The organism is Dokdonella aquatica (genome assembly GCF_051987395.1).
GTDB lineage: Bacteria > Pseudomonadota > Gammaproteobacteria > Xanthomonadales > Rhodanobacteraceae > Dokdonella.
On the sequence record NZ_CP197094.1, the window covers coordinates 3521592 to 3539667 of the forward strand.

Annotated in this window: 18 protein-coding genes; 8 read left to right on the plus strand and 10 right to left on the minus strand. The window is 69.1% G+C overall.

Features of this window, described 5'->3' with window-relative positions:
• Positions 1-82: 82 nt before the first annotated feature.
• The 5 genes from ACQQ2N_RS15625 to ACQQ2N_RS15645 all read right to left on the minus strand — a co-directional run bounded on the left by ACQQ2N_RS15625 (position 83) and on the right by ACQQ2N_RS15645 (position 4533).
• The gene (locus tag ACQQ2N_RS15625; protein ID WP_440222501.1) at positions 83-1186 is read right to left on the minus strand and encodes a Glu/Leu/Phe/Val dehydrogenase dimerization domain-containing protein; all 1104 of its coding nucleotides are present in this window, start codon (positions 1184-1186) and stop codon (positions 83-85) included.
• Positions 1187-1747: 561 nt separating this feature from the next.
• On the minus strand, positions 1748-2059 hold the full coding sequence (locus ACQQ2N_RS15630) for a YXWGXW repeat-containing protein (RefSeq protein ID WP_440222502.1): 312 nt from the start codon (positions 2057-2059) through the stop codon (positions 1748-1750).
• Between the two features lie 118 nt (positions 2060-2177).
• The gene (hflD, locus tag ACQQ2N_RS15635) at positions 2178-2801 is read right to left on the minus strand and encodes a high frequency lysogenization protein HflD (RefSeq protein WP_440222503.1); all 624 of its coding nucleotides are present in this window, start codon (positions 2799-2801) and stop codon (positions 2178-2180) included.
• Positions 2794-3942 (minus strand): tRNA 2-thiouridine(34) synthase MnmA, encoded by a 1149-nt coding sequence (mnmA, locus tag ACQQ2N_RS15640; RefSeq protein ID WP_440222504.1) that lies wholly within the window; start codon positions 3940-3942, stop codon positions 2794-2796. Before mnmA ends, hflD begins: the two co-directional genes overlap by 8 nt.
• An 87-nt stretch (positions 3943-4029) precedes the next feature.
• Positions 4030-4533 carry an NUDIX hydrolase gene (locus ACQQ2N_RS15645; RefSeq protein ID WP_440222505.1) on the minus strand — a complete coding sequence of 168 codons (504 nt, stop codon included), beginning with the start codon at positions 4531-4533 and terminating at the stop codon, positions 4030-4032.
• Between the two features lie 112 nt (positions 4534-4645).
• Here ACQQ2N_RS15645 and clpS point away from each other — a divergent pair, with 112 nt between their 5' ends.
• From clpS to ACQQ2N_RS15660, 3 genes are all read left to right on the plus strand, one after another.
• Positions 4646-4975, plus strand: coding sequence for an ATP-dependent Clp protease adapter ClpS (gene clpS, locus ACQQ2N_RS15650; protein WP_440222506.1), 330 nt, complete (start codon positions 4646-4648; stop codon positions 4973-4975).
• A gap of 47 nt (positions 4976-5022) precedes the next feature.
• Positions 5023-7299, plus strand: a complete 2277-nt coding sequence (gene clpA / locus ACQQ2N_RS15655) for an ATP-dependent Clp protease ATP-binding subunit ClpA (protein ID WP_440222507.1) — start codon at positions 5023-5025, stop codon at positions 7297-7299.
• Between the two features lie 243 nt (positions 7300-7542).
• The gene (locus tag ACQQ2N_RS15660; protein ID WP_440222508.1) at positions 7543-8058 is read left to right on the plus strand and encodes a hypothetical protein; all 516 of its coding nucleotides are present in this window, start codon (positions 7543-7545) and stop codon (positions 8056-8058) included.
• Positions 8059-8064: 6 nt separating this feature from the next.
• Here the strand turns inward: ACQQ2N_RS15660 and ACQQ2N_RS15665 are convergent, their stop codons facing one another.
• From ACQQ2N_RS15665 to trxB, 5 genes are all read right to left on the minus strand, one after another.
• Positions 8065-8523 carry a DUF4124 domain-containing protein gene (locus ACQQ2N_RS15665; protein ID WP_440222509.1) on the minus strand — a complete coding sequence of 153 codons (459 nt, stop codon included), beginning with the start codon at positions 8521-8523 and terminating at the stop codon, positions 8065-8067.
• 151 nt (positions 8524-8674) lie between these two features.
• Complete coding sequence (gene infA, locus ACQQ2N_RS15670) at positions 8675-8893, minus strand: translation initiation factor IF-1 (RefSeq protein WP_092409181.1); 219 nt, start codon at positions 8891-8893, stop codon at positions 8675-8677.
• Positions 8894-8957: 64 nt separating this feature from the next.
• Positions 8958-9704, minus strand: a complete 747-nt coding sequence (gene aat / locus ACQQ2N_RS15675) for a leucyl/phenylalanyl-tRNA--protein transferase (RefSeq protein WP_440222510.1) — start codon at positions 9702-9704, stop codon at positions 8958-8960.
• A complete protein-coding gene (locus ACQQ2N_RS15680; RefSeq protein WP_440222511.1) occupies positions 9701-10849 on the minus strand; it encodes a GNAT family N-acetyltransferase in 1149 nt (382 codons plus the stop codon). Before ACQQ2N_RS15680 ends, aat begins: the two co-directional genes overlap by 4 nt.
• Positions 10850-10942: 93 nt before the next feature.
• Complete coding sequence (gene trxB / locus ACQQ2N_RS15685; protein ID WP_440222512.1) at positions 10943-11905, minus strand: thioredoxin-disulfide reductase; 963 nt, start codon at positions 11903-11905, stop codon at positions 10943-10945.
• A gap of 258 nt (positions 11906-12163) precedes the next feature.
• Here trxB and ald point away from each other — a divergent pair, with 258 nt between their 5' ends.
• The 5 genes from ald to ACQQ2N_RS15710 all read left to right on the plus strand — a co-directional run bounded on the left by ald (position 12164) and on the right by ACQQ2N_RS15710 (position 17932).
• A complete protein-coding gene (gene ald, locus ACQQ2N_RS15690; protein WP_440222513.1) occupies positions 12164-13231 on the plus strand; it encodes an alanine dehydrogenase in 1068 nt (355 codons plus the stop codon).
• A 137-nt stretch (positions 13232-13368) separates the two neighbouring features.
• Complete coding sequence (locus tag ACQQ2N_RS15695; RefSeq protein WP_440222514.1) at positions 13369-15690, plus strand: DNA translocase FtsK; 2322 nt, start codon at positions 13369-13371, stop codon at positions 15688-15690.
• A 10-nt stretch (positions 15691-15700) separates the two neighbouring features.
• Complete coding sequence (locus ACQQ2N_RS15700; protein WP_440222515.1) at positions 15701-16780, plus strand: hypothetical protein; 1080 nt, start codon at positions 15701-15703, stop codon at positions 16778-16780.
• Positions 16781-16859: 79 nt separating this feature from the next.
• Entirely contained in the window at positions 16860-17510 is a 651-nt protein-coding gene (gene lolA / locus ACQQ2N_RS15705) for an outer membrane lipoprotein chaperone LolA (RefSeq protein WP_440222516.1), read from the plus strand.
• 20 nt (positions 17511-17530) lie between these two features.
• On the plus strand, positions 17531-17932 hold the full coding sequence (locus ACQQ2N_RS15710) for a CopL family metal-binding regulatory protein (protein ID WP_440222517.1): 402 nt from the start codon (positions 17531-17533) through the stop codon (positions 17930-17932).
• Positions 17933-18076: the final 144 nt, after the last annotated feature.

The window sequence follows — 18076 nt, forward strand, 5'->3', positions numbered from 1 at the left end:
CCGGCTCGGCACGCAGGCGGGGCTGCCGATCGCAGGCCCCGCAGGTGACGGGACCGGGCGCGTGCCCGGTCCGCGTCGGCGCTTACTGACCGCGCATGCGGCCCTGGAAGTGCGGTGCGGCGGTGCCGAGATGCGGCAGGCGCAGCTTGCCGATCGTCGCGATGCGCTCTTCGGCCATGCGGTCGGCGGCCTTGTAGGTCGGGATGCCGTCGCGCTTGGCGATCTCGAAGATGCGCGAGACGTTGTGGTAGATCGTGCGCATCATGCGCATCGCGCGCTCGCGGTTGTAGCCGTCGATCTCGAGCGAGATGTTCATGACGCCGCCCGCGTTGACCGCGTAATCGGGCGCGTAGAACACGCCGCGCTTCTGCAGCTCGTCGCCGATGCCGTCGTGGGCGAGCTGGTTGTTGGCCGCGCCGCAGATGACCTTGCACTTGAGGCGCGGCAGCGTCTGCTCGTTGACCGTGCCGCCGAGCGCGCACGGGCTGTAGACGTCGGCGTCGACGTCGTAGATCTCGTCGAGGCCGACGGCGGTGCAGCCGTAGTCGTCGACGGCGCGCTGCACGAGCTCCTTGTTGATGTCGGTGACGAACACCTTGGCGCCCTGGTCGCGCAGCAGCTTGATGAACTCCATGCCGACGTGGCCGGCGCCCTGCACGGCGTAGCTGCGCTTGCCGACGTCCTCGTCGCCGTAGGCGGCGTTGAGCGCGGCCTGCAGGCCCTGCAGCGTGCCGTAGGCGGTGAACGGCGACGGGTCGCCCGAGCCGCCGTGGACCTGATGCACGCCGGTCACGAACGAGGTCTCGCGGAACACCCACTCCATGTCGTTGACGTCGATGCCGACGTCCTCGGCGGTGATGTAGCGGCCGTTGAGCGAGTTGACGAAGCGGCCGAACGCGCGGAACAGCGCCTCGGACTTGTCCTTGGCCGGGTCGGCGATGATCACGGCCTTGCCGCCGCCGAGGTTGAGGCCGGCGACCGCATTCTTGTAGGTCATGCCGCGCGACAGGCGCAGCACGTCATTGATCGCTTCCTGCTCGCTCTTGTACGGCCACATGCGCAGTCCGCCGAGGGACGGGCCGAGCACGGTGTTGTGGATCGCGATGATCGCCTTGAGGCCGGCGTCCTTGTTGTGGCAGAAGACGACTTCCTCGTGGCCGGTCGTGGCGAGCGTTTCGAAAATCATTGCGTGCTCCGGAAGCGGATGGTCGCGGACGCAGGACGTCCGTGTGCATGGGGGGAGGGCGGGGATCGCGCGATCGTCGCGGGTGTCGATGCTGGGGACGAAGGGGCGGGGCCCGGCCACGGAGTCGCGTAGTCTAATGGGGCCTCCGGATCGCCACAAACGGGCCGCATGCCTCTTGACGCGCGCGGCGGGCTGCGATGGGCACGGGCGATGCAGAGGCTCGCCGTTACATGTCGCCGCGATCGGGAAGACGAGGTTGTCTCGCGGGCGTCGGTTCGATGTCGTGCCGACGCGGGGCTCTCGACGGTCAGCCTGCCGTGTCCGTCGATGGTCCGTATCGACGGGTCGCAGGTTCAACGTGTCCTTCCGAGGTGATGTGGCGCTCGAGTCCCTGTTCCTCCGTGAGAGGGATCGGGAAGACGGCGCGGGATCGTGCCACGGCCGATCGTCATCGCGATCCCGGACCTTGATCCGGCCCTGCGGGCCACCTTCTCCCACAGAGAGAAGGGAAAGTAGTTTCGACGTGTGCCCGGTGCGCGAAGCGCACCGGGCGATGAAGGATCAACGGCCCCAGCGGCCGGCGTGCCAGTGCCAGGTCGGGCCGCGACGCTCCCAGTAGCCGGCGCGGTAGTGCTGGCCGTGGCGTGCCGGCGTGTCGTAGCCGGCGACCCAGACGTGACGATGGCCGGTCCAGTTCCAGTGGCCGGGCACCCAGACGTGGCCGCGGCGCACGACCACGCGCTCGTGGCGCGGCGGTGGCGGGGCTACGCGCACGGAGACATACGACACGCCGTGCGCTTCGGCGCTCGGCACGTGGACGGCAGCGGCCAGGGGCAGGCCGATCAGGGCGGCAAGGGCGATCTGTCGGAACATGGCGATGTCCTCTCGTGATGGGCAACGTGGCCGTGGCCACGATGTCCCTCAACGAGCGGTCGCCGGAGGCGTTGACGCGCGCGTGCCGCCGCATTCAGCCGCGGTTTGCCTGATCGGTTCAGCCGCGATCGAGCGTGCAGCGTGCGAGCAGGCCGCGCGCGAGCATCGTGTACTCGCGCCGGCGCAGCAGCAGGCGCCACTGGCTGCCACCGACCTGGCGCCACAGCACGGCCGCGCGTACCGCGGCGAGCAGCAGGGCGCGGATCTGTTCGACGCGTCGCGCGTCGCCGAGGTACATCGGGTTGCCGTGCACGACGATGCGCGGGCGCAGGTTCGACAGCGTCGAGGCGTAGAGCTCTCCGAGGCGGCCCTGCACGTTGGCGCTGTCGGTACCGACGAGGTCGACCTGGCGCTGCACCGAGACGATGCCGTCGTGCAGCTGACCGAGCATGGCCGGACGCGACGCGAGCTTGCGCTCGAGCCGCAGCGCCGAGACGCACAGCTGCGTGACCGCGGGGTCGCGGCCGGCACCGTCGAGGTTCGCGATCAGCGTATCGAGGCCGAGGCGCACGCCGCCGAGGCCGCCGAACACGTCGGTGGCGCTGTCGGCGTCGATGCGGAACACGCTGGCGAGGCTGGCCTCGACGGTGGCCGCGTCCGCCTTGCCTTCGGTGGCGAGTCCGCGCACGAGGCTGCACGCCTGGAAGACGCCGGCAAGGGCGATGACGCGGTCTTCACGCATGCAGGTTCTCCTCGGATGACGCACAAGATGGGGTGGCCTTCCAGCCGCCGAAAGGGGCGTCGCTGCGTTCGATGACGGCACCGCCGAGGCAGACCGGGCCATCGTAGAACACCACCGACTGTCCGGGCGTCACCGCGCGCTGGGCCTCGTCGAACACGACCTCGCAGGTGTCGCCGTCGACGCGCACGAGGCAGGCCTGGTCGGGCTGGCGGTAACGCGTCTTGGCCGTGCAGCGGAATGCGCGTGCCGGCGCGGCGCCGTCGATCCAGGTCGCGCCGCTCGCGGCGAGGCGTCGCGACATGAGCCAGTCGTTCGCGCCACCCTGCACGGCGTAGACGACGTTCGCGTGCACGTCCTTGCCGACCACGTACCACGGCTCGCCGCTCGAATCGCGACGGCCGCCGATGCCGAGGCCGCCGCGCTGGCCGAGCGTGTAGTACCAGGCACCCTGGTGTTCGCCGACGGTTTCGCCGTCAGGCGTGCGGATCGCACCGGGCTGCGCGGGGATGTAGCGCGACAGGAACGTGCGCAGGTCGCGTTCGCCGATGAAGCAGATGCCGGTCGAATCCTTCTTCGCGTGCGTCGGCAGTGCGGCCTCGGCGGCGAGCCGGCGCACCTCGGGCTTGGGCAGCTCGCCGACCGGGAAACGCGTCGCGGCGAGCTGCTCCTGGCCCAGCGCGTGCAGGAAGTAGCTCTGGTCCTTGTTGTGGTCGACACCGCGCAGCAGGCGCCAGCGGCCGTCGACGCAGTCGTTGCGGGCGTAGTGACCCGTCGCGATCGTGTCGGCGCCGAGTGCGCGTGCATGGTCGAGAAAGGTGCGGAACTTGATCTCGCGGTTGCAGAGAACGTCGGGATTGGGCGTGCGTCCGGCGCGGTACTCGGCGAGGAAATGCTCGAATACCTGGTCCCAGTACTCGGCGGCGAAGTTGCGTGCGTGGAACGCGATGCCGAGGCGTGCGCAGACCGCGAGCGCGTCCTTGCGGTCCTGGTCGGCATGGCACTCGCCGAGGCGCTCGTCCTCTTCCCAGTTCTGCATGAACATGCCGGCGATCGGCACGCCGGCGCGTTGCAGCAGCAAGGCCGTAACCGACGAATCGACGCCGCCGGACATGCCGACGATCGTGAGCGGCTCAGCGCCCATGGCGGGCGTCCACATGACGCGGGGCGTCGGCAGGTGACGGAAATCCGGCACGCCGCGGCGGCGCGCCGGCGGGTGATACCGCGTGCGTCACAGGGACGGGGTGCCGACGGGCAGGGCGCGCACCGCGTCGAGCGGCAGGCGCCGTCCGCCGATCCAGTCGTCGACGCTGTGCAGCACCATCGGGCTGCGCAGGCGCGCGGCCGCGGCGGCAATCTCGTCGCGGGTCATCCACACGGCACGCAGGATGCCGGTATCGAGCGGGCGCGTCGGGTCGTGGCGCAACGGGCGCGCCGCGAACGTGAAGCGCACGAACTGGCTGCCCGAGGCTGTGCTCGTCCATTGCTGCACGCCGAGCAGGCAGTCGAGTTCGACGTCCCAGCCGGTCTCCTCGAGCGTCTCGCGCAACGCGGCGGCCTGCAGGGTCTCGTCGGGCTCGAGATGGCCGGCCGGCTGATTGAGCACGACCTGGCCGTGCACGCGCTCCTCGACGAGCAGGAAGCGGCCTTCGTCCGGCACGACTGTTGCTACGGTCACCCTGGGACGCCAGATGCCGACGTCGTCCGTGAACGCGGGGGCTTTGCGATGGTCCATGTTCATTGCGGCGGGAGTCTAGCGCAGAAGCGCGCCGAGACAGGCGCTGCATCACTTGAACCGGGTGCACCGCAACATATACTGGACCGGCAACGTCTTTCAGCGGAACCCCATGTCGCAACACGAACACGAGCACGAAAACGAGCGCACCCACGGCCTTGCCGTGGAAGTCGCGCCGCCGGAGGTCGCCAAGCCGCCGCTGTACCAGGTCGTCATCCTCAACGACGATTTCACGCCGATGGACTTCGTCGTCGTCGTGCTCGAGACGTTCTTTTCGATGGATCGCGAGAAGGCGACCCAGGTGATGCTCCACGTGCACACGCGCGGCAAGGGCGTGTGCGGCGTCTATACGCGCGAAGTCGCCGAGACGAAGGTCACCCAAGTCAACGAGTTCTCGCGCACGCACCAGCACCCGCTGTTGTGCACCATGGAAAAGGCCTGAACGGCCCCCTATATCCGACGCAGTAGTCATCCAGAGAGGCAAACCGGATGTTCAGCAAGGATCTCGAGCTCACCATCGGCCAGTGCTACAAGGAGGCCCGCGAGCAGCGCCACGAGTTCATGACCGTGGAGCACCTGCTCCTCGCGCTCCTCGAAAACCCGTCGGCGACGGCCGTGTTGCGCGCCTGCGGCGCCGACCTCGGCAAGCTCGGCCGCGACCTGCGTTCCATCATCGCCGAGACCGTTCCCGTGCTGCCGCCGAGCGACGAGCGCGACACGCAGCCGACGCTCGGTTTCCAGCGCGTGCTGCAGCGGGCCGTCTACCACGTGCAGTCGTCGGGCCGGAAGGAAGTCACGGGCGCCAACGTGCTCGTCGCGATCTTCGGCGAGAAGGACTCGCACGCGGTCTACTTCCTCGGTCAGCAGGACGTGAACCGCCTCGACATCGTCAACTACATCTCGCACGGCATCGCCAAGATCGGCCAGGAGCCAGGCCAGGCACCGAGCAGTTCCGAGGCGCCGCGCGAGGGCGAACCCGCCGGCGACGAGCCGCGAGGCAACCCGCTCAGCGAGTATGCGAACAACCTCAACGAGCTCGCCCGCGAGGGCAAGATCGATCCGCTGATCGGTCGCCAGGAGGAGGTCGAGCGCACGATCCAGGTGCTGTGCCGCCGCCGCAAGAACAACCCGCTCTACGTGGGTGAGGCCGGCGTGGGCAAGACCGCGCTCGCCGAGGGTCTGGCCAAGCGCATCGTCGAAGGCCAGGTGCCGGACATCCTGCTCGACGCGACGATCTACGCGCTCGATCTCGGCGCGCTCGTCGCGGGCACCAAGTACCGCGGCGACTTCGAGAAGCGCCTCAAGGCCGTGATCGGCCAACTCAAGAAGGAGCCCGGCGCGATCCTGTTCATCGACGAGATCCACACGATCATCGGCGCGGGTTCCGCGTCGGGCGGCACGATGGACGCGTCCAACCTGATCAAGCCGATGCTCGCGTCGGGCGAGATGCGCTGCATCGGCTCGACCACGTTCCAGGAATACCGCGGCGTGTTCGAGAAGGACCGCGCGCTCGCGCGGCGCTTCCAGAAGATCGACGTCGTCGAGCCGACCATCGCCGACAGCATCGAGATCCTCAAGGGCCTCAAGTCGCGCTTCGAGGAACACCACCACGTCCAGTACACGGGCGAGGCGCTGCGTGCGGCCGTGGATCTCTCGGTCAAGCACATCGCCGACCGCCTGCTGCCCGACAAGGCCATCGACGTGATCGACGAGGCCGGCGCGCGTCAGCGCCTGCTGCCCGAGGAAGAGCGAAAGGGCACCGTCGACGTCGCCGAGATCGAGTTCATCGTCGCCCGCATGGCGCGCATCCCGCCCAAGCAGGTGTCGGCCTCGGACCGCGACGTGCTGCGCAACCTCGACCGCAACCTCAAGATGGTCGTGTTCGGCCAGGACGTGGCGATCGACTCGCTCGCGAGCGCGATCAAGATGGCGCGCTCGGGCCTCGGCAATCCGAACAAGCCGATCGGCAACTTCCTGCTCGCCGGCCCGACCGGCGTCGGCAAGACCGAGGTCACGCGCCAGCTTGCTTTGCAGCTCGGCGTGGAACTCGTGCGCTTCGACATGTCCGAGTACATGGAGGCGCACTCGGTGTCGCGCCTGATCGGTGCTCCCCCGGGCTACGTCGGCTTCGACCAGGGTGGCCTGCTGACCGAGCAGATCGTCAAGCATCCGCACTGCGTGCTGCTGCTCGACGAGATCGAGAAGGCGCATCCCGACGTCTACAACGTGCTGCTGCAGATCATGGACCGCGGTGCGCTGACCGACACGAACGGCCGCGAGGCGAACTTCCGCAACGTCATCCTCGTCATGACGACGAACGCCGGTGCGCAGGCCGCGGCCCGCCGCACGATCGGCTTCGTCGAGCAGAACCATGCGACCGACGCGATGGAAGTGATCCGCAAGGCGTTCACGCCTGAGTTCCGCAACCGTCTCGACGCGATCGTGCAGTTCGGTGCGCTCGATTTCGAGCACATCCTGCGCGTGGTCGACAAGTTCCTCATCGAGCTCGAGCTGCAGCTGCAGGAGAAGCACGTGTCGCTCGACGTCGACGCCGAGGCGCGCAAGTGGCTCGCCGACCACGGCTTCGACCCGCAGATGGGCGCACGCCCGATGGCGCGCGTGATCCAGGACAACGTCAAGCGTGCGCTCGCCGACGAGCTGCTGTTCGGCAAGCTCGTCGACGGCGGCAAGGTCAGGCTCACCGTTCGCGACGGCGAGCTCGACGTCGAGACCGAGTCGTCCGAGGCCTTGCCCGCGGTCGTCTGAGGTCGCGTGTCGTGACTCTCCGAGCCGCCGGCCGCGAGGCCGGCGGCTTTTTCATGCGCGTGCGTCCGGACGACGGAGGTTCCCCGGCGTGCAGCCGAAGGCCGCTCGTGCTCCACGCCGCTGCGGTGTGTGTCCTCGCGGTTCCGGTCGGCGGCGAATGTGAACAAGTCGGCAATTGCCGCGTCGCGTGCGTGCCAGCATGCGCGCGGCCATCCCGCCCCGTTCGCTGCCAGAGGCCCCTCCATGAAGCCTGTTCGCACGCGTCTGCTGCTGTTGCTGGCGTTCGTCTCGCCGTTTGTGATCCCGCTTTCCGCGGTTGCCCAGGTCACGCCCTGCGTGCCCGACAGCCTCTCGGCCACCCCCGTCAACTGGAACGTCGATTTCGCGACCGACGTGCAGCCGATCTTCGACGTCGCCTGCAGTGGCTGCCACATCGGAGGTTCTTCGGGTGGGCTCAGCCTCGCCCCCGGCTCGGCCTACGCCAATCTTGTCGGCGTGCCGGCGAGCAACGGCAATGCCGGCATCCCGCGCGTCACCGCGGGCGATCCCGACGCGAGCTTCCTGTTCAAGAAGCTCAACTGCACGAACCTCAACGACATCGAGGATATGCCGTACGGTGCGCGCATGCCGCGCAGCGGGCCGCCGTACCTGAGCCTCGCCGACCAGGCGATGATCCTCGACTGGATCGAGCAGGGCGCACGTACCGCGGCCGACCCGAACCTGCTGTTCCGCGACGGATTCGACGGCCGCGCGGAATGATCCCGGTCAGGGGCTGGGGCAGTCGCGCAGGCGACGCGCTTCCATGTCCGCGATCTGGGCAGGCAGTGAGGCGCGTTCCTCGGGCGACATGATCTCGGTCGAGCGTCCGTCGAGCACTCGGCGGCCGGCTTCGGCGCCGAGCGCGAGGTCTTCGCAGTGCCTGGCTTTCGCCTTCGCCACGCGTGCCTCGAGTTCGGCCATGCGCGCCTGTTCTTCCGCGGAGAGCACGGGTTTCGGCGCGGGGGCCGGCTCGGGAGAGGGAAGCGGTACCGGCACCGTCGCCGGCGCACTGCCGGGTTTGGGCTTCGGACCCTTGATCAGCACGGCACCCGCCGGCGGCGGCGTGTCGGTGAAGTGCATGCCCCCCTGGGCATCCTTCCACTGGTAGACGTTCGACGCGTGCGCGCATGGCACGGCGAACATCAGGGTCATGAGCAGCGGGAGAAGTGTGGGATGGCGTGGCATGGCGGTATCCGGGGGCGCGGTGCGGCAAAGCCGTCACGGGAGCAGGTCCGGAGCGTGCCATGGTCGCGGGCCTGGGGATCGGAACGGTGTCGCGTTCCCCGGATCACGGCGCGGCAGTGGGGGTACGCCGGCGTCGCGGCGTGCACCCGGGTCACTTCATGCGATAGGTGATACGACCCTTGGTGAGGTCGTACGGGGTCATCTCGACCTTGACCTTGTCGCCGGTCAGGATGCGGATGTAGTTCTTGCGCATGCGGCCCGAGATATGGGCGGTGACCACGTGGCCGTTCTCGAGCTTCACGCGGAACATGGTGTTGGGCAGGGTCTCGAGGACCGCGCCTTCCATTTCGATGACGTCGTCTTTGGACATTGTTCCCTTGGGGGCGGGCTCGGCGCGGCCGAGAAAGCTCGCCATTGTACACGATAGCCGCCGGTCACGTCTCCGGGGCCACCCCAGGTCCGGCGAGCGTCGCCGGAACCAGTCCCGCGAACCCCGAACGCCAGCCCGCGGCAGGGGCGGGCAGCGTGGCCAGGCGTTTCACCTCCGACGAGAACGTTCGGCGCGGCATCTCGGTCCCACCGAGCGTGAACAGGTGCGGAGAGCTCACCTGCGCATCGAGCAGCGGCATGCCCATCGCGGCGAGGCCATGCGCGAGCGCGAGCAGGGCGACCTTCGAGGCGTGGTCGCGGCGGCTGAACATCGATTCGCCGAAGAACATGCGGCCGATCGACACGCCGTAGATCCCGCCGACCAGCTCGTCGCCGTCCCGGACCTCGACCGAGTGCGCGTCACCGCTTTCGTGCAGGCTCACGTAAGCGTCACGCATCGCCGGCGTTATCCAGGTACCGCCGTCGGCATCGCGCGGCGCCGCGCAGGCATCGATCACCTCGCCGAACGCGGTATCGACGCGGATCGACCAGGTGCATCCGCGAAGCCAGCGACGCAGGCGCCGCGGCACGTGCATTGCCGCGGTGTGGAACACGAGGCGTGGGTCGGGCGACCACCACAGGATCGGCTGTCCCGGCGAGAACCACGGGAAGATGCCGCGCGCGTAGGCGGCGAGCAGACGTTCGCGCGAAAGGTCGCCGCCGAACGCCAGCAGGCCGTCGGGTTCGCGCAGCGCGCTTTCGACGTCCGGGAATGCGAGCGGATCGACGCCGAGGCGTGGCAGCGTGATCACGCCGGTGTGTCGGTATAAGGCGAATGCGCGAGCAGCTCGTCGCGGTAGCGTTCGAGCGCATGCGACTCGCGCTGCAGCGCATCGGCGATCGCCTCGCGGAAGCGCGCGTCGGCGATCAGGTGGAACGAGCGCGTGCGGGTCGGCAGGAATCCGCGTGCGAGCTTGTGCTCGCCCTGCGCACCGGGTTCGAAGCGTGCGAGGCCGTGGCGGATGCAGTAGTCGATGCCTTGGTAGTAGCAGGCCTCGAAGTGCAGGCCCGGCACCTCCTCGCGGCTGCCCCAGTAGCGGCCGTACAGCGTGTCCGCGCTGCGCAGGCACAGCGCGGCGGCGACGATCGTGTCGCCACGCCGGCACAGCACCACGACGACCTGGCGCGGCATCGTCGTGCCGAGGTGGCGGAAGAAGGGCTCCGTCAGCGCGGCGTGGTTGCCGTGCGCATCGAAGGTGGCCTCGTAAAGCGCATGAACAGTGTGCCATTCGGCGTCGTCGAGTTCGTCGCCGTGGCGGATCTCGCAGGTGATGCCGGCACGGGCGACCTGCGCGCGCTCCTGGCGGATGTTCTTGCGCTTCTTCGACGACAGCGCACCGAGGAACGTATCGAAATCGGCCCAGCCGCGGTTGCGCCAGTGGAACTGCCAGTCGAAGCGCGTGAGCCAGTCGCTGCGCTCGAGGGCCTCCACGGCCTGCGCATCGGCAAAATTGAGGTGCGCCGACGACAGCCGCATCGCGAGCCGCTGCGCCTCGATCGCGGCAACCAGCGTACGCCGGCGCTCGCCCGCGCCGGGCGCATCGCCGACGAGCAGGCGCGGGCCCGTGACGGGCGAGTAGGGCACCGCGCACAGCAGCTTGGGGTAATAGTCCAGACCGTGGCGTTCGTAGGCGCCGGCCCACGACCAGTCGAACACGAACTCACCGTGCGAATTGCCCTTGAGGTAGAGCGGCGCGGCCGCGACGAGGCGCTCGCCGTCGTAGAGGCCGATCGGGCAGGACTGCCAGCCGTAGTCGGGCCGGATGCAGCCGTGCGCCTCGAGGCCGGAGAGGAACGCGTGCGACGTAAACGGGTGCTCGCTCGCGGCGAGCGCATCCCATGTCGCCGCGGGGATCGCGGCGACACCGTCGTGCAGGCGGACGTCGAGCGTGGTCATGCGGCCGTGGTCAGGCGCGGCCGGCGTGCCGTGGCGGGCGTGGTCGCGTCGCGCGGCATGCCGGCCACGCGACGCCCGCCGCCACGGCGCGGGTCAGCCGGCGAGGCCGATGAGGTCGAGGTACTTCTCGGCATCGAGCGCGGCCATGCAGCCGAAGCCGGCCGAAGTGACCGCCTGGCGATAGACCTGGTCGGCGACGTCGCCCGCGGCGAACACGCCCGGGATGCTCGTCGCGGTCGCGCCGCCCTCGAGGCCCGTGCGGATCGAGATGTAGCCGTTGCGCATCTCGAGCTGGCCTTCGAAGATGCCGGTATTCGGCGTGTGGCCGATCGCCACGAACATGCCGGTCACGGCGATCTCGCGCGTGGCGTCGTCGCGGGTGCCACGCAGGCGCAGGCCGGTCACGCCGCTGTCGTCGCCGAGCACCTCGTCGACCGTGTGGTCCCAGATCACCTCGATCTTGCCGGCGCGCTGCTTCTCGAACAGCTTGTCCTGCATGATCTTCTCGGCGCGCAGCTTGTCGCGGCGGTGCACGAGCGTGACCTTCTTGGCGATGTTGGACAGGTACAGCGCTTCCTCGACCGCGGTGTTGCCGCCGCCGATCACGGCGACCTCCTGATCGCGGAAGAAGAAGCCGTCGCAGGTGGCGCAGGCCGACACGCCCTGACCCTTGAACGTCTCCTCGGACGGCAGGCCGAGGTACATCGCGGTCGCGCCCGTGCTGATGATGAGCGCATCGCAGGTGTACTCGCCGCTGTCGCCCTTGAGGCGGAACGGGCGCGATTTCAGGTCGGCGGTGTGGATGTGGTCGAACACGACCTCGGTGTCGAAACGTTCCGCGTGCTTCTGCATGCGCTCCATCAGCGCAGGGCCCTGCAGGCCTTCCACGTCGCCGGGCCAGTTGTCGACGTCGGTCGTCGTCATGAGCTGGCCGCCCTGCGCGAGGCCGGTGATCAGCAGCGGCTTGAGGTTGGCGCGCGCGGCGTAGACCGCGGCGGTCCAGCCCGCGGGACCGGATCCGAGGATGAGCAGGCGGGTGTGCTTGGGGGTGGTCATGTATAATCCCGGCCGCTTTTTTCCGGCCTCGTTCGTGGACGAATCGGTCCATGCCGGCAAGGAGTGCGAGCCGACACGCCATGGTGTTCCGAGTGCCCCGCGCGCTGCGCCCCGATGGATGGGCGCCGGCTGGACAGACCCGGGAGGATGGGGCGAAGGCCAGGATGAATCAAGGTGCCCGCCGGCATGCCGCAGGCACCTACGCGTCACGCGCGCCGGCATCCGCAGGGCGCGTCCACCCTCATATCGGAGAGTCAGATGCGCATCGGTATTCCGTCCGAGACCAAGACGCTGGAAGGTCGTGTCGCCCTCGTTCCCGCAGCGTGCGCGGATCTCGTCCGCCGCGGCCACGAAGTCTTCATCCAGTCCGGCGCCGGCACCAAGAGCGGCTTCTCGGACGACGACTTCGCGAAGATCGGCGTCACCGTGGTGCCCGATGCCGACAAGCTCTACGAGGTCGGCCAGCTCATCGTGAAGGTCAAGGAGCCGATCGCGGGCGACCTCGCGCGCCTGCGCAAGGACCATCTGCTGTTCTGCTACCTGCACCTCGCCGCCGAGCCCGCGCTGACCCAGCGCCTGCTCGAGATCGGCCTGACCGGCGTCGCGTTCGAGTCGGTCGAGGAAGCCGACGGCTCGCTGCCGCTGCTCGCGCCGATGTCGATCATCGCCGGCCGCATCGCCGTGCAGATCGGCACGCACCTGCTGCACCAGCCGGCCGGCGGCAAGGGCAAGCTGCTCGGCGGCCTGCCGTCGACCGAGCGTGGCAAGGTCGTCGTGCTCGGCGCCGGTGCGGCCGGCGGCAACTCGGCCGCGCTCGCCGCGGCCGGTGGCGCCAACGTCGTCGTGTTCGACAAGCGCCCGGACCGCCTCGCCCAGATGATGGCGCTCGGCACCAACGTGACCGCGCTGTACCCGTACGAGGAGTACGTCGCGCGCGAAGTGCGCGATGCCGACCTCGTCATCGGCGCGGTGCTGATCCCGAGCGCGAAGGCGCCGCACGTCGTCACGGCCGAGATGGTCAAGTCGATGGAGGCGGGCAGCGTGCTGGCCGACATCTCGATCGACCAGGGCGGCTGCTTCGAGACCTCGCGTCCGACCACGTGGAAGGAGCCGACCTACGTCGTCGACGGCGTCACCCATTTCGCCGTCACGAACATGCCCGGCGCGGTGCCGCAGACCTCGTCGCAGGCGATCTCGGCGGCGATCCTGCCGTATGTGCAGCGCCTCGCGAAGGGCCCGGCGTGGCGCGACCATGCCGGCCTCAAGGCCGGCATCAACGTCGACGCCGGCAAGGTCGTGCACCCGGCGCTGCAGGGCGCGGTCTGACCGCAGCGCTCTTCCCGCGACACCTCGCGACGCCCGGCCGGACACGGCCGGTGCGTCGCGTGACCGGTACGCTGCGAAGCGTCATACTCCGTTTCCCGACAATCGCTTGCGTCGCTGATCCAAGGTAACGTCTTAACGTGGCGCGCGAATCCCGAGCGAAACCTTCGACCTCCCTCAACGACAAGCTGCAACGCCGCTTGCGCGAGGTCGGCTTCCTGCTGCTGCTGCCGGTCGCGATCTACCTGTTCGCCTGCCTGTGGACCTACCACCCGTCGGATCCGGGCTGGTCCCACGCCGGGCAGCCTGACGAGGTCGCCAACTTCGGCGGCACGATCGGCGCCTACCTCGCCGACCTGCTGTTCTACTTCTGCGGTGTGCTCGCCTACGCGTTCCCGCTGCTGCTCGTGCTGATCGGCACGACCATCCTGCGCGGGGCCGACGGTGCCGAGCGCACGCCGCTCGAGCCGGCGCTGCGCCTGGTCGGCGGCATCACGTTCTTCATTGCCGGCGCTGCACTCGCGCACCTGCGCCTGACCGGGCCGACCGACCTGCCGGCGCTCGCGGGCGGCGTGCTCGGTGCGCTGGTCGGCGGCGCGCTCATGAAGGGTTTCGGCCTGCTCGGCGCGACGCTGTTCCTGCTCACGCTGCTGCTCGTCTCGGTCACGCTCGCGACGGGCCTGTCGTGGCTGAAACTCATGGACACGATCGGCCGCGCGCTGCTCGCCGGCATCGCGTGGATCGGCGCGAAGTCGCGCCGCGCCGACGACTGGACCGCGGCGCGTCAGGCGCGGGTCGAGCGCGAGGTCGTGCGCAAGGTCGAGACGGTCAAGCAGTCCAAGCGCGAGCCGATCAAGATCGAGCCGGTCATCGCGCCGATCGAGAAGAGCGAGCGTGCCCAGCGCGAGACGCAGATCCCGCTGTTCACGGGCGCGACCTCGAACGGCGAGCTGCCGCCGCTGGCCTTGCTCGACGAGCCCAAGCAGCAGGCCAAGGGCTACTCCGAGGAGACCCTCGAGGCGCTGTCGCGCCAGGTCGAGCTCAAGCTCAAGGACTTCCGCATCGAGGCGCAGGTGGTCGGGGTGTTCCCGGGGCCGGTCGTCACGCGCTTCGAGATGCAGCCCGCGCCGGGCATCAAGGGCAGCCAGATCTCGAGCCTCGACAAGGACATCGCGCGCGGCCTGTCGGTGATCAGCGTGCGCGTGGTCGACGTGATCCCGGGCAAGTCGGTGATCGGCCTCGAGATCCCCAACGTCAATCGGGAGATCGTCTACCTGTCCGAGATCCTGCGCTCGGACAAGTACGACGCGATCAAGTCGCCGCTCGCGCTCGCGCTGGGCAAGGACATCGGCGGCCGCCCGCATGTGGTCGACCTCGCCAAGATGCCGCATCTGCTCGTCGCCGGTACGACCGGCTCGGGCAAGTCGGTCGCGCTCAACGCGATGGTGCTGAGCCTGCTCTACAAGGCCAGTGCCGCCGACGTGCGCATGATCATGATCGACCCGAAGATGCTCGAGCTGTCGGTGTACCAGGGCATCCCGCACCTGCTCGCGCCGGTCGTCACCGACATGAAGGAGGCGGCCAACGCGCTGCGCTGGTGCGTCGCCGAGATGGAGCGCCGCTACAAGCTCATGGCCGCGGTCGGCGTGCGCAACCTCGCCGGCTTCAACAAGAAGGTCAAGGACGAGGAAGCCAAGGGCCAGCCGCTGCTCGATCCGCTGTTCCGTCCGGACGGCACGAACCCGCTCATGAAGGCCGAGCCGCTCAAGCCGCTGCCGTACATCGTCGTGATCATCGACGAGTTCGCCGACATGATGATGATCGTCGGCAAGAAGGTCGAGGAGCTCATCGCGCGCCTCGCGCAGAAGGCGCGAGCCGCGGGCGTGCACCTGATCCTCGCCACGCAGCGCCCATCCGTCGACGTCATCACCGGCCTCATCAAGGCCAACATCCCGACCCGCATCGCGTTCCAGGTGTCGTCGAAGATCGACTCGCGCACGATCCTCGACCAGTCCGGCGCCGAGACGCTGCTCGGCCACGGCGACATGCTCTACCTGCCGCCCGGCACGGCGATGCCCGAGCGCGTGCACGGCGCGTTCGTCGACGACCACGAGGTGCACAAGGTGGTCGAGTGGCTGCGTTCGCAGGGCGAACCCGACTACATCGACGGCGTGCTCGAGGAAGTGCAGACGATGGCCGACGGCAAGGTCATCGGCGAGACCGGCCTGCCGCAGGAGGCTTCGGAAGGCGAGGGCGGCGAGGATGCCGCGCTCTACGACAAGGCCGTGCGCATCGTCACCGAGACGCGCCGCGCGTCGATCTCGGGCGTGCAGCGCCACCTGCGCATCGGCTACAACCGCGCCGCGCGCCTGATCGAGCAGATGGAGCGCGACGGCGTCGTGAGCGGCCCCGAGCACAATGGCAACCGCACGGTCATCGCACCGCCGCCGCCGCGCGACTGAGGATCACGTCATGACGCAGGATTCCGCTTCGATCGCCTCGCCGTCGCGCGGCAAGTACGTCTTCCTGGCCCTCGCGACACTCGTGATGCTCGCCAACGCGGTGATCATGCGCTGGCCGCCGGTCGCGTTCACCGATGCCGCCGGCCTCGCGCCCGAGTGGCCCGTTCTCGTCGATGCCCTCGTCACGCTGCCGCTGCTGTACCTGCTGCTGGTGGGATGGCGTGGCTGGCGCGCGTGGCGTGCGGCGGCCGCGATCGGCATGACGGCCCTCGCGCTCTCGGCGTGGATCGTGCCGGAGCCGAGCCGCCACGTGCTCGACATGCTCAAGCCGCTGCGCCACCTCGCCATCGCGATCGTGATCGCGGTGGAGTGCGTGGCCGTGGTGGCCGTCGTGCGGTTCATCGTGCGCATGCGGCGCGAAGGCCTCAACGCCGAGACCGCGATCGAGCGCGCGATGGTCGACCGCTTCGGCGAGGGCACCTTCACGCGCCTGCTCGTGCTCGATGCGCGCATCTGGTTCTACGCCTTGTTCGCGCGTGCGGCCAAGCCGCTGGCGTTCCCGGGCGACGCGCATTTCACCGTGCATGCGAAGGACGGCAACGCCTCCAACCAGCTCGTGTTCATCTTCCTGATCCTGTTCGAGCTTCCGATCCTGCACGGCCTGCTCATGGTGATGGCGAGCGCTCAGGTGGCGTGGATTGTCACGGTGCTCACGCTGTGGGGCCTCGCGTTCCTCGTCGCGGATTACCGCGCATCGCTGTTGCGACCGATCTCGCTCGACGATGACGCCTTGGTGATCCGTTACGGCGTGCTCGTCGACGTGCGTGTGCCGCTCGCGGCGATCGCATCGGTGCAGCGCTGGAACGAAGAGGTTCCCGGTCGCCAGCCCGGTACGCTGCGGTATTGCGAGTCGGGCGTGCCGAACGTGCGCATCGATCTCGCCGAGCCGCTCGACGTGCCGAACCTGTTCGGCGGCATGCGCCGCATCGAGCGCGTGTTCCTCGGCGTCGACACGCCGGCACCGTTCATCGCAGCGCTCGAACAGCGTCGCGTGTCCCGAGCATCCGATCACGAGGCGAGTGCCGTTTGAACTTCGCGTGTCGCGGCGAGTCCTTGCACCGCGTGTTCCATCCCCGTTCCGCACCGTCCCTCCGACCCCGGCCATCGCCATGATCCGCAGCCTGCTCATCGTCTCGCTCCTGATGCCTTCCTTCGCTGTTGCCGCCGACGGCGCGCGTGCGCGCATGGAAGCGTTCTCGAAGGACCTGAACGCCGTGAGCGCGACGTTCGAACAGACCGTCACGGGCGCGAAGGGCACGACCGGCGACGCGGCGAAAGGCACGCTCGCGCTGCAGGCGCCGCGCCAGTTCCGCTGGGAGACGACCTCGCCGTACCAGCAGCTCATCGTCGCCGACGGCGCGCGCGTGTGGGTGTACGACCCGGACCTCGAGCAGGTCACCGTGCGCAACCAGAGCTTCGAGGAGGCGCACAGCCCGCTGACCGTGCTCACCGACCTCTCGCAACTCGATCGCGAGTTCACCGCCAGCGAGGGCGGCGAGCGCGACGGCTTCACGTGGCTGCGCCTCGTCTCGAAGGCCGAGGAGCCCGATTTCGCGTTCGCCGAGCTCGGTTTCGCACGCGAAGGCCTCGCGCGCATGCGCTTCGAGGACCAGCTCGGCAACGTCACCGAGATCCGTTTCTCGGAATGGAAGCGCAACCCGAAGCTCGCCGCCGATGCGTTCCGCTTCGCGGCGCCTCCCGGCGTCGACGTGATCGGTGACGTCGGCGACGATGCCGAAGTGTTTCCCGTCAAGGACTGAGCGCGGCTAGACTGCACACCATGAACCGCCTCGTCGCCCTGCTGCTGCGTTGCCTCGTCGCCCTCGCGCTCGTCGCGAACGGCGTCGTCGCGACCGCGCATGCGCACGCGGGCATGCATGGCGGCATGAAGGAAGCCGCCCTTGATGCCGATGTCGCGGTGGCCGAGGCCTCGCCCTGTCACGGCCACGACGCCATGGACGTCACCGACGGCATGTCGGACGACGCGCCCGCGGCCGACCCGGGCGGCCCGCACGGCTGCTGCGGCAATGCCTGCGTCTGCGACTGCGTGCTCGCTCCGATGGCGGCCGTGCTGCCGCGTGTCGGCGCACAGGGCACGGCGCCCGCCAGTCTTCCCGCCACGCACGTTCCGGCGCCGCGCGCCGGTGTCGCGCAGCGCCTGCTGCGTCCCCCGATCGCCTGATCCCGCCGTCGATGGCCGTGGTGCCGTCACGCCTCGTGCGTGAGCAGTGCCGCATGGCCGGTCGCGTGCGCGCCCGTCGCGTCGTGTCCCGGTCCGGCCATCCTGCCCATGCGCCGGCGTCGCCGTGCATGGGCGTGGCGTGGT

Coding starts and splice junctions, on each gene's coding strand:
- ACQQ2N_RS15625 (WP_440222501.1), bottom strand. CDS start 1,186: ATGATTTTCGAAACGCTCGCCACGACCGGCCACGAGGAAGTCGTCTTC.
- ACQQ2N_RS15630 (WP_440222502.1), bottom strand. CDS start 2,059: ATGTTCCGACAGATCGCCCTTGCCGCCCTGATCGGCCTGCCCCTGGCC.
- hflD (WP_440222503.1), bottom strand. CDS start 2,801: ATGCGTGAAGACCGCGTCATCGCCCTTGCCGGCGTCTTCCAGGCGTGC.
- mnmA (WP_440222504.1), bottom strand. CDS start 3,942: ATGGGCGCTGAGCCGCTCACGATCGTCGGCATGTCCGGCGGCGTCGAT.
- ACQQ2N_RS15645 (WP_440222505.1), bottom strand. CDS start 4,533: ATGGACCATCGCAAAGCCCCCGCGTTCACGGACGACGTCGGCATCTGG.
- clpS (WP_440222506.1), top strand. CDS start 4,646: ATGTCGCAACACGAACACGAGCACGAAAACGAGCGCACCCACGGCCTT.
- clpA (WP_440222507.1), top strand. CDS start 5,023: ATGTTCAGCAAGGATCTCGAGCTCACCATCGGCCAGTGCTACAAGGAG.
- ACQQ2N_RS15660 (WP_440222508.1), top strand. CDS start 7,543: ATGAAGCCTGTTCGCACGCGTCTGCTGCTGTTGCTGGCGTTCGTCTCG.
- ACQQ2N_RS15665 (WP_440222509.1), bottom strand. CDS start 8,523: ATGCCACGCCATCCCACACTTCTCCCGCTGCTCATGACCCTGATGTTC.
- infA (WP_092409181.1), bottom strand. CDS start 8,893: ATGTCCAAAGACGACGTCATCGAAATGGAAGGCGCGGTCCTCGAGACC.
- ACQQ2N_RS15680 (WP_440222511.1), bottom strand. CDS start 10,849: ATGACCACGCTCGACGTCCGCCTGCACGACGGTGTCGCCGCGATCCCC.
- trxB (WP_440222512.1), bottom strand. CDS start 11,905: ATGACCACCCCCAAGCACACCCGCCTGCTCATCCTCGGATCCGGTCCC.
- ald (WP_440222513.1), top strand. CDS start 12,164: ATGCGCATCGGTATTCCGTCCGAGACCAAGACGCTGGAAGGTCGTGTC.
- ACQQ2N_RS15700 (WP_440222515.1), top strand. CDS start 15,701: ATGACGCAGGATTCCGCTTCGATCGCCTCGCCGTCGCGCGGCAAGTAC.
- lolA (WP_440222516.1), top strand. CDS start 16,860: ATGATCCGCAGCCTGCTCATCGTCTCGCTCCTGATGCCTTCCTTCGCT.
- ACQQ2N_RS15710 (WP_440222517.1), top strand. CDS start 17,531: ATGAACCGCCTCGTCGCCCTGCTGCTGCGTTGCCTCGTCGCCCTCGCG.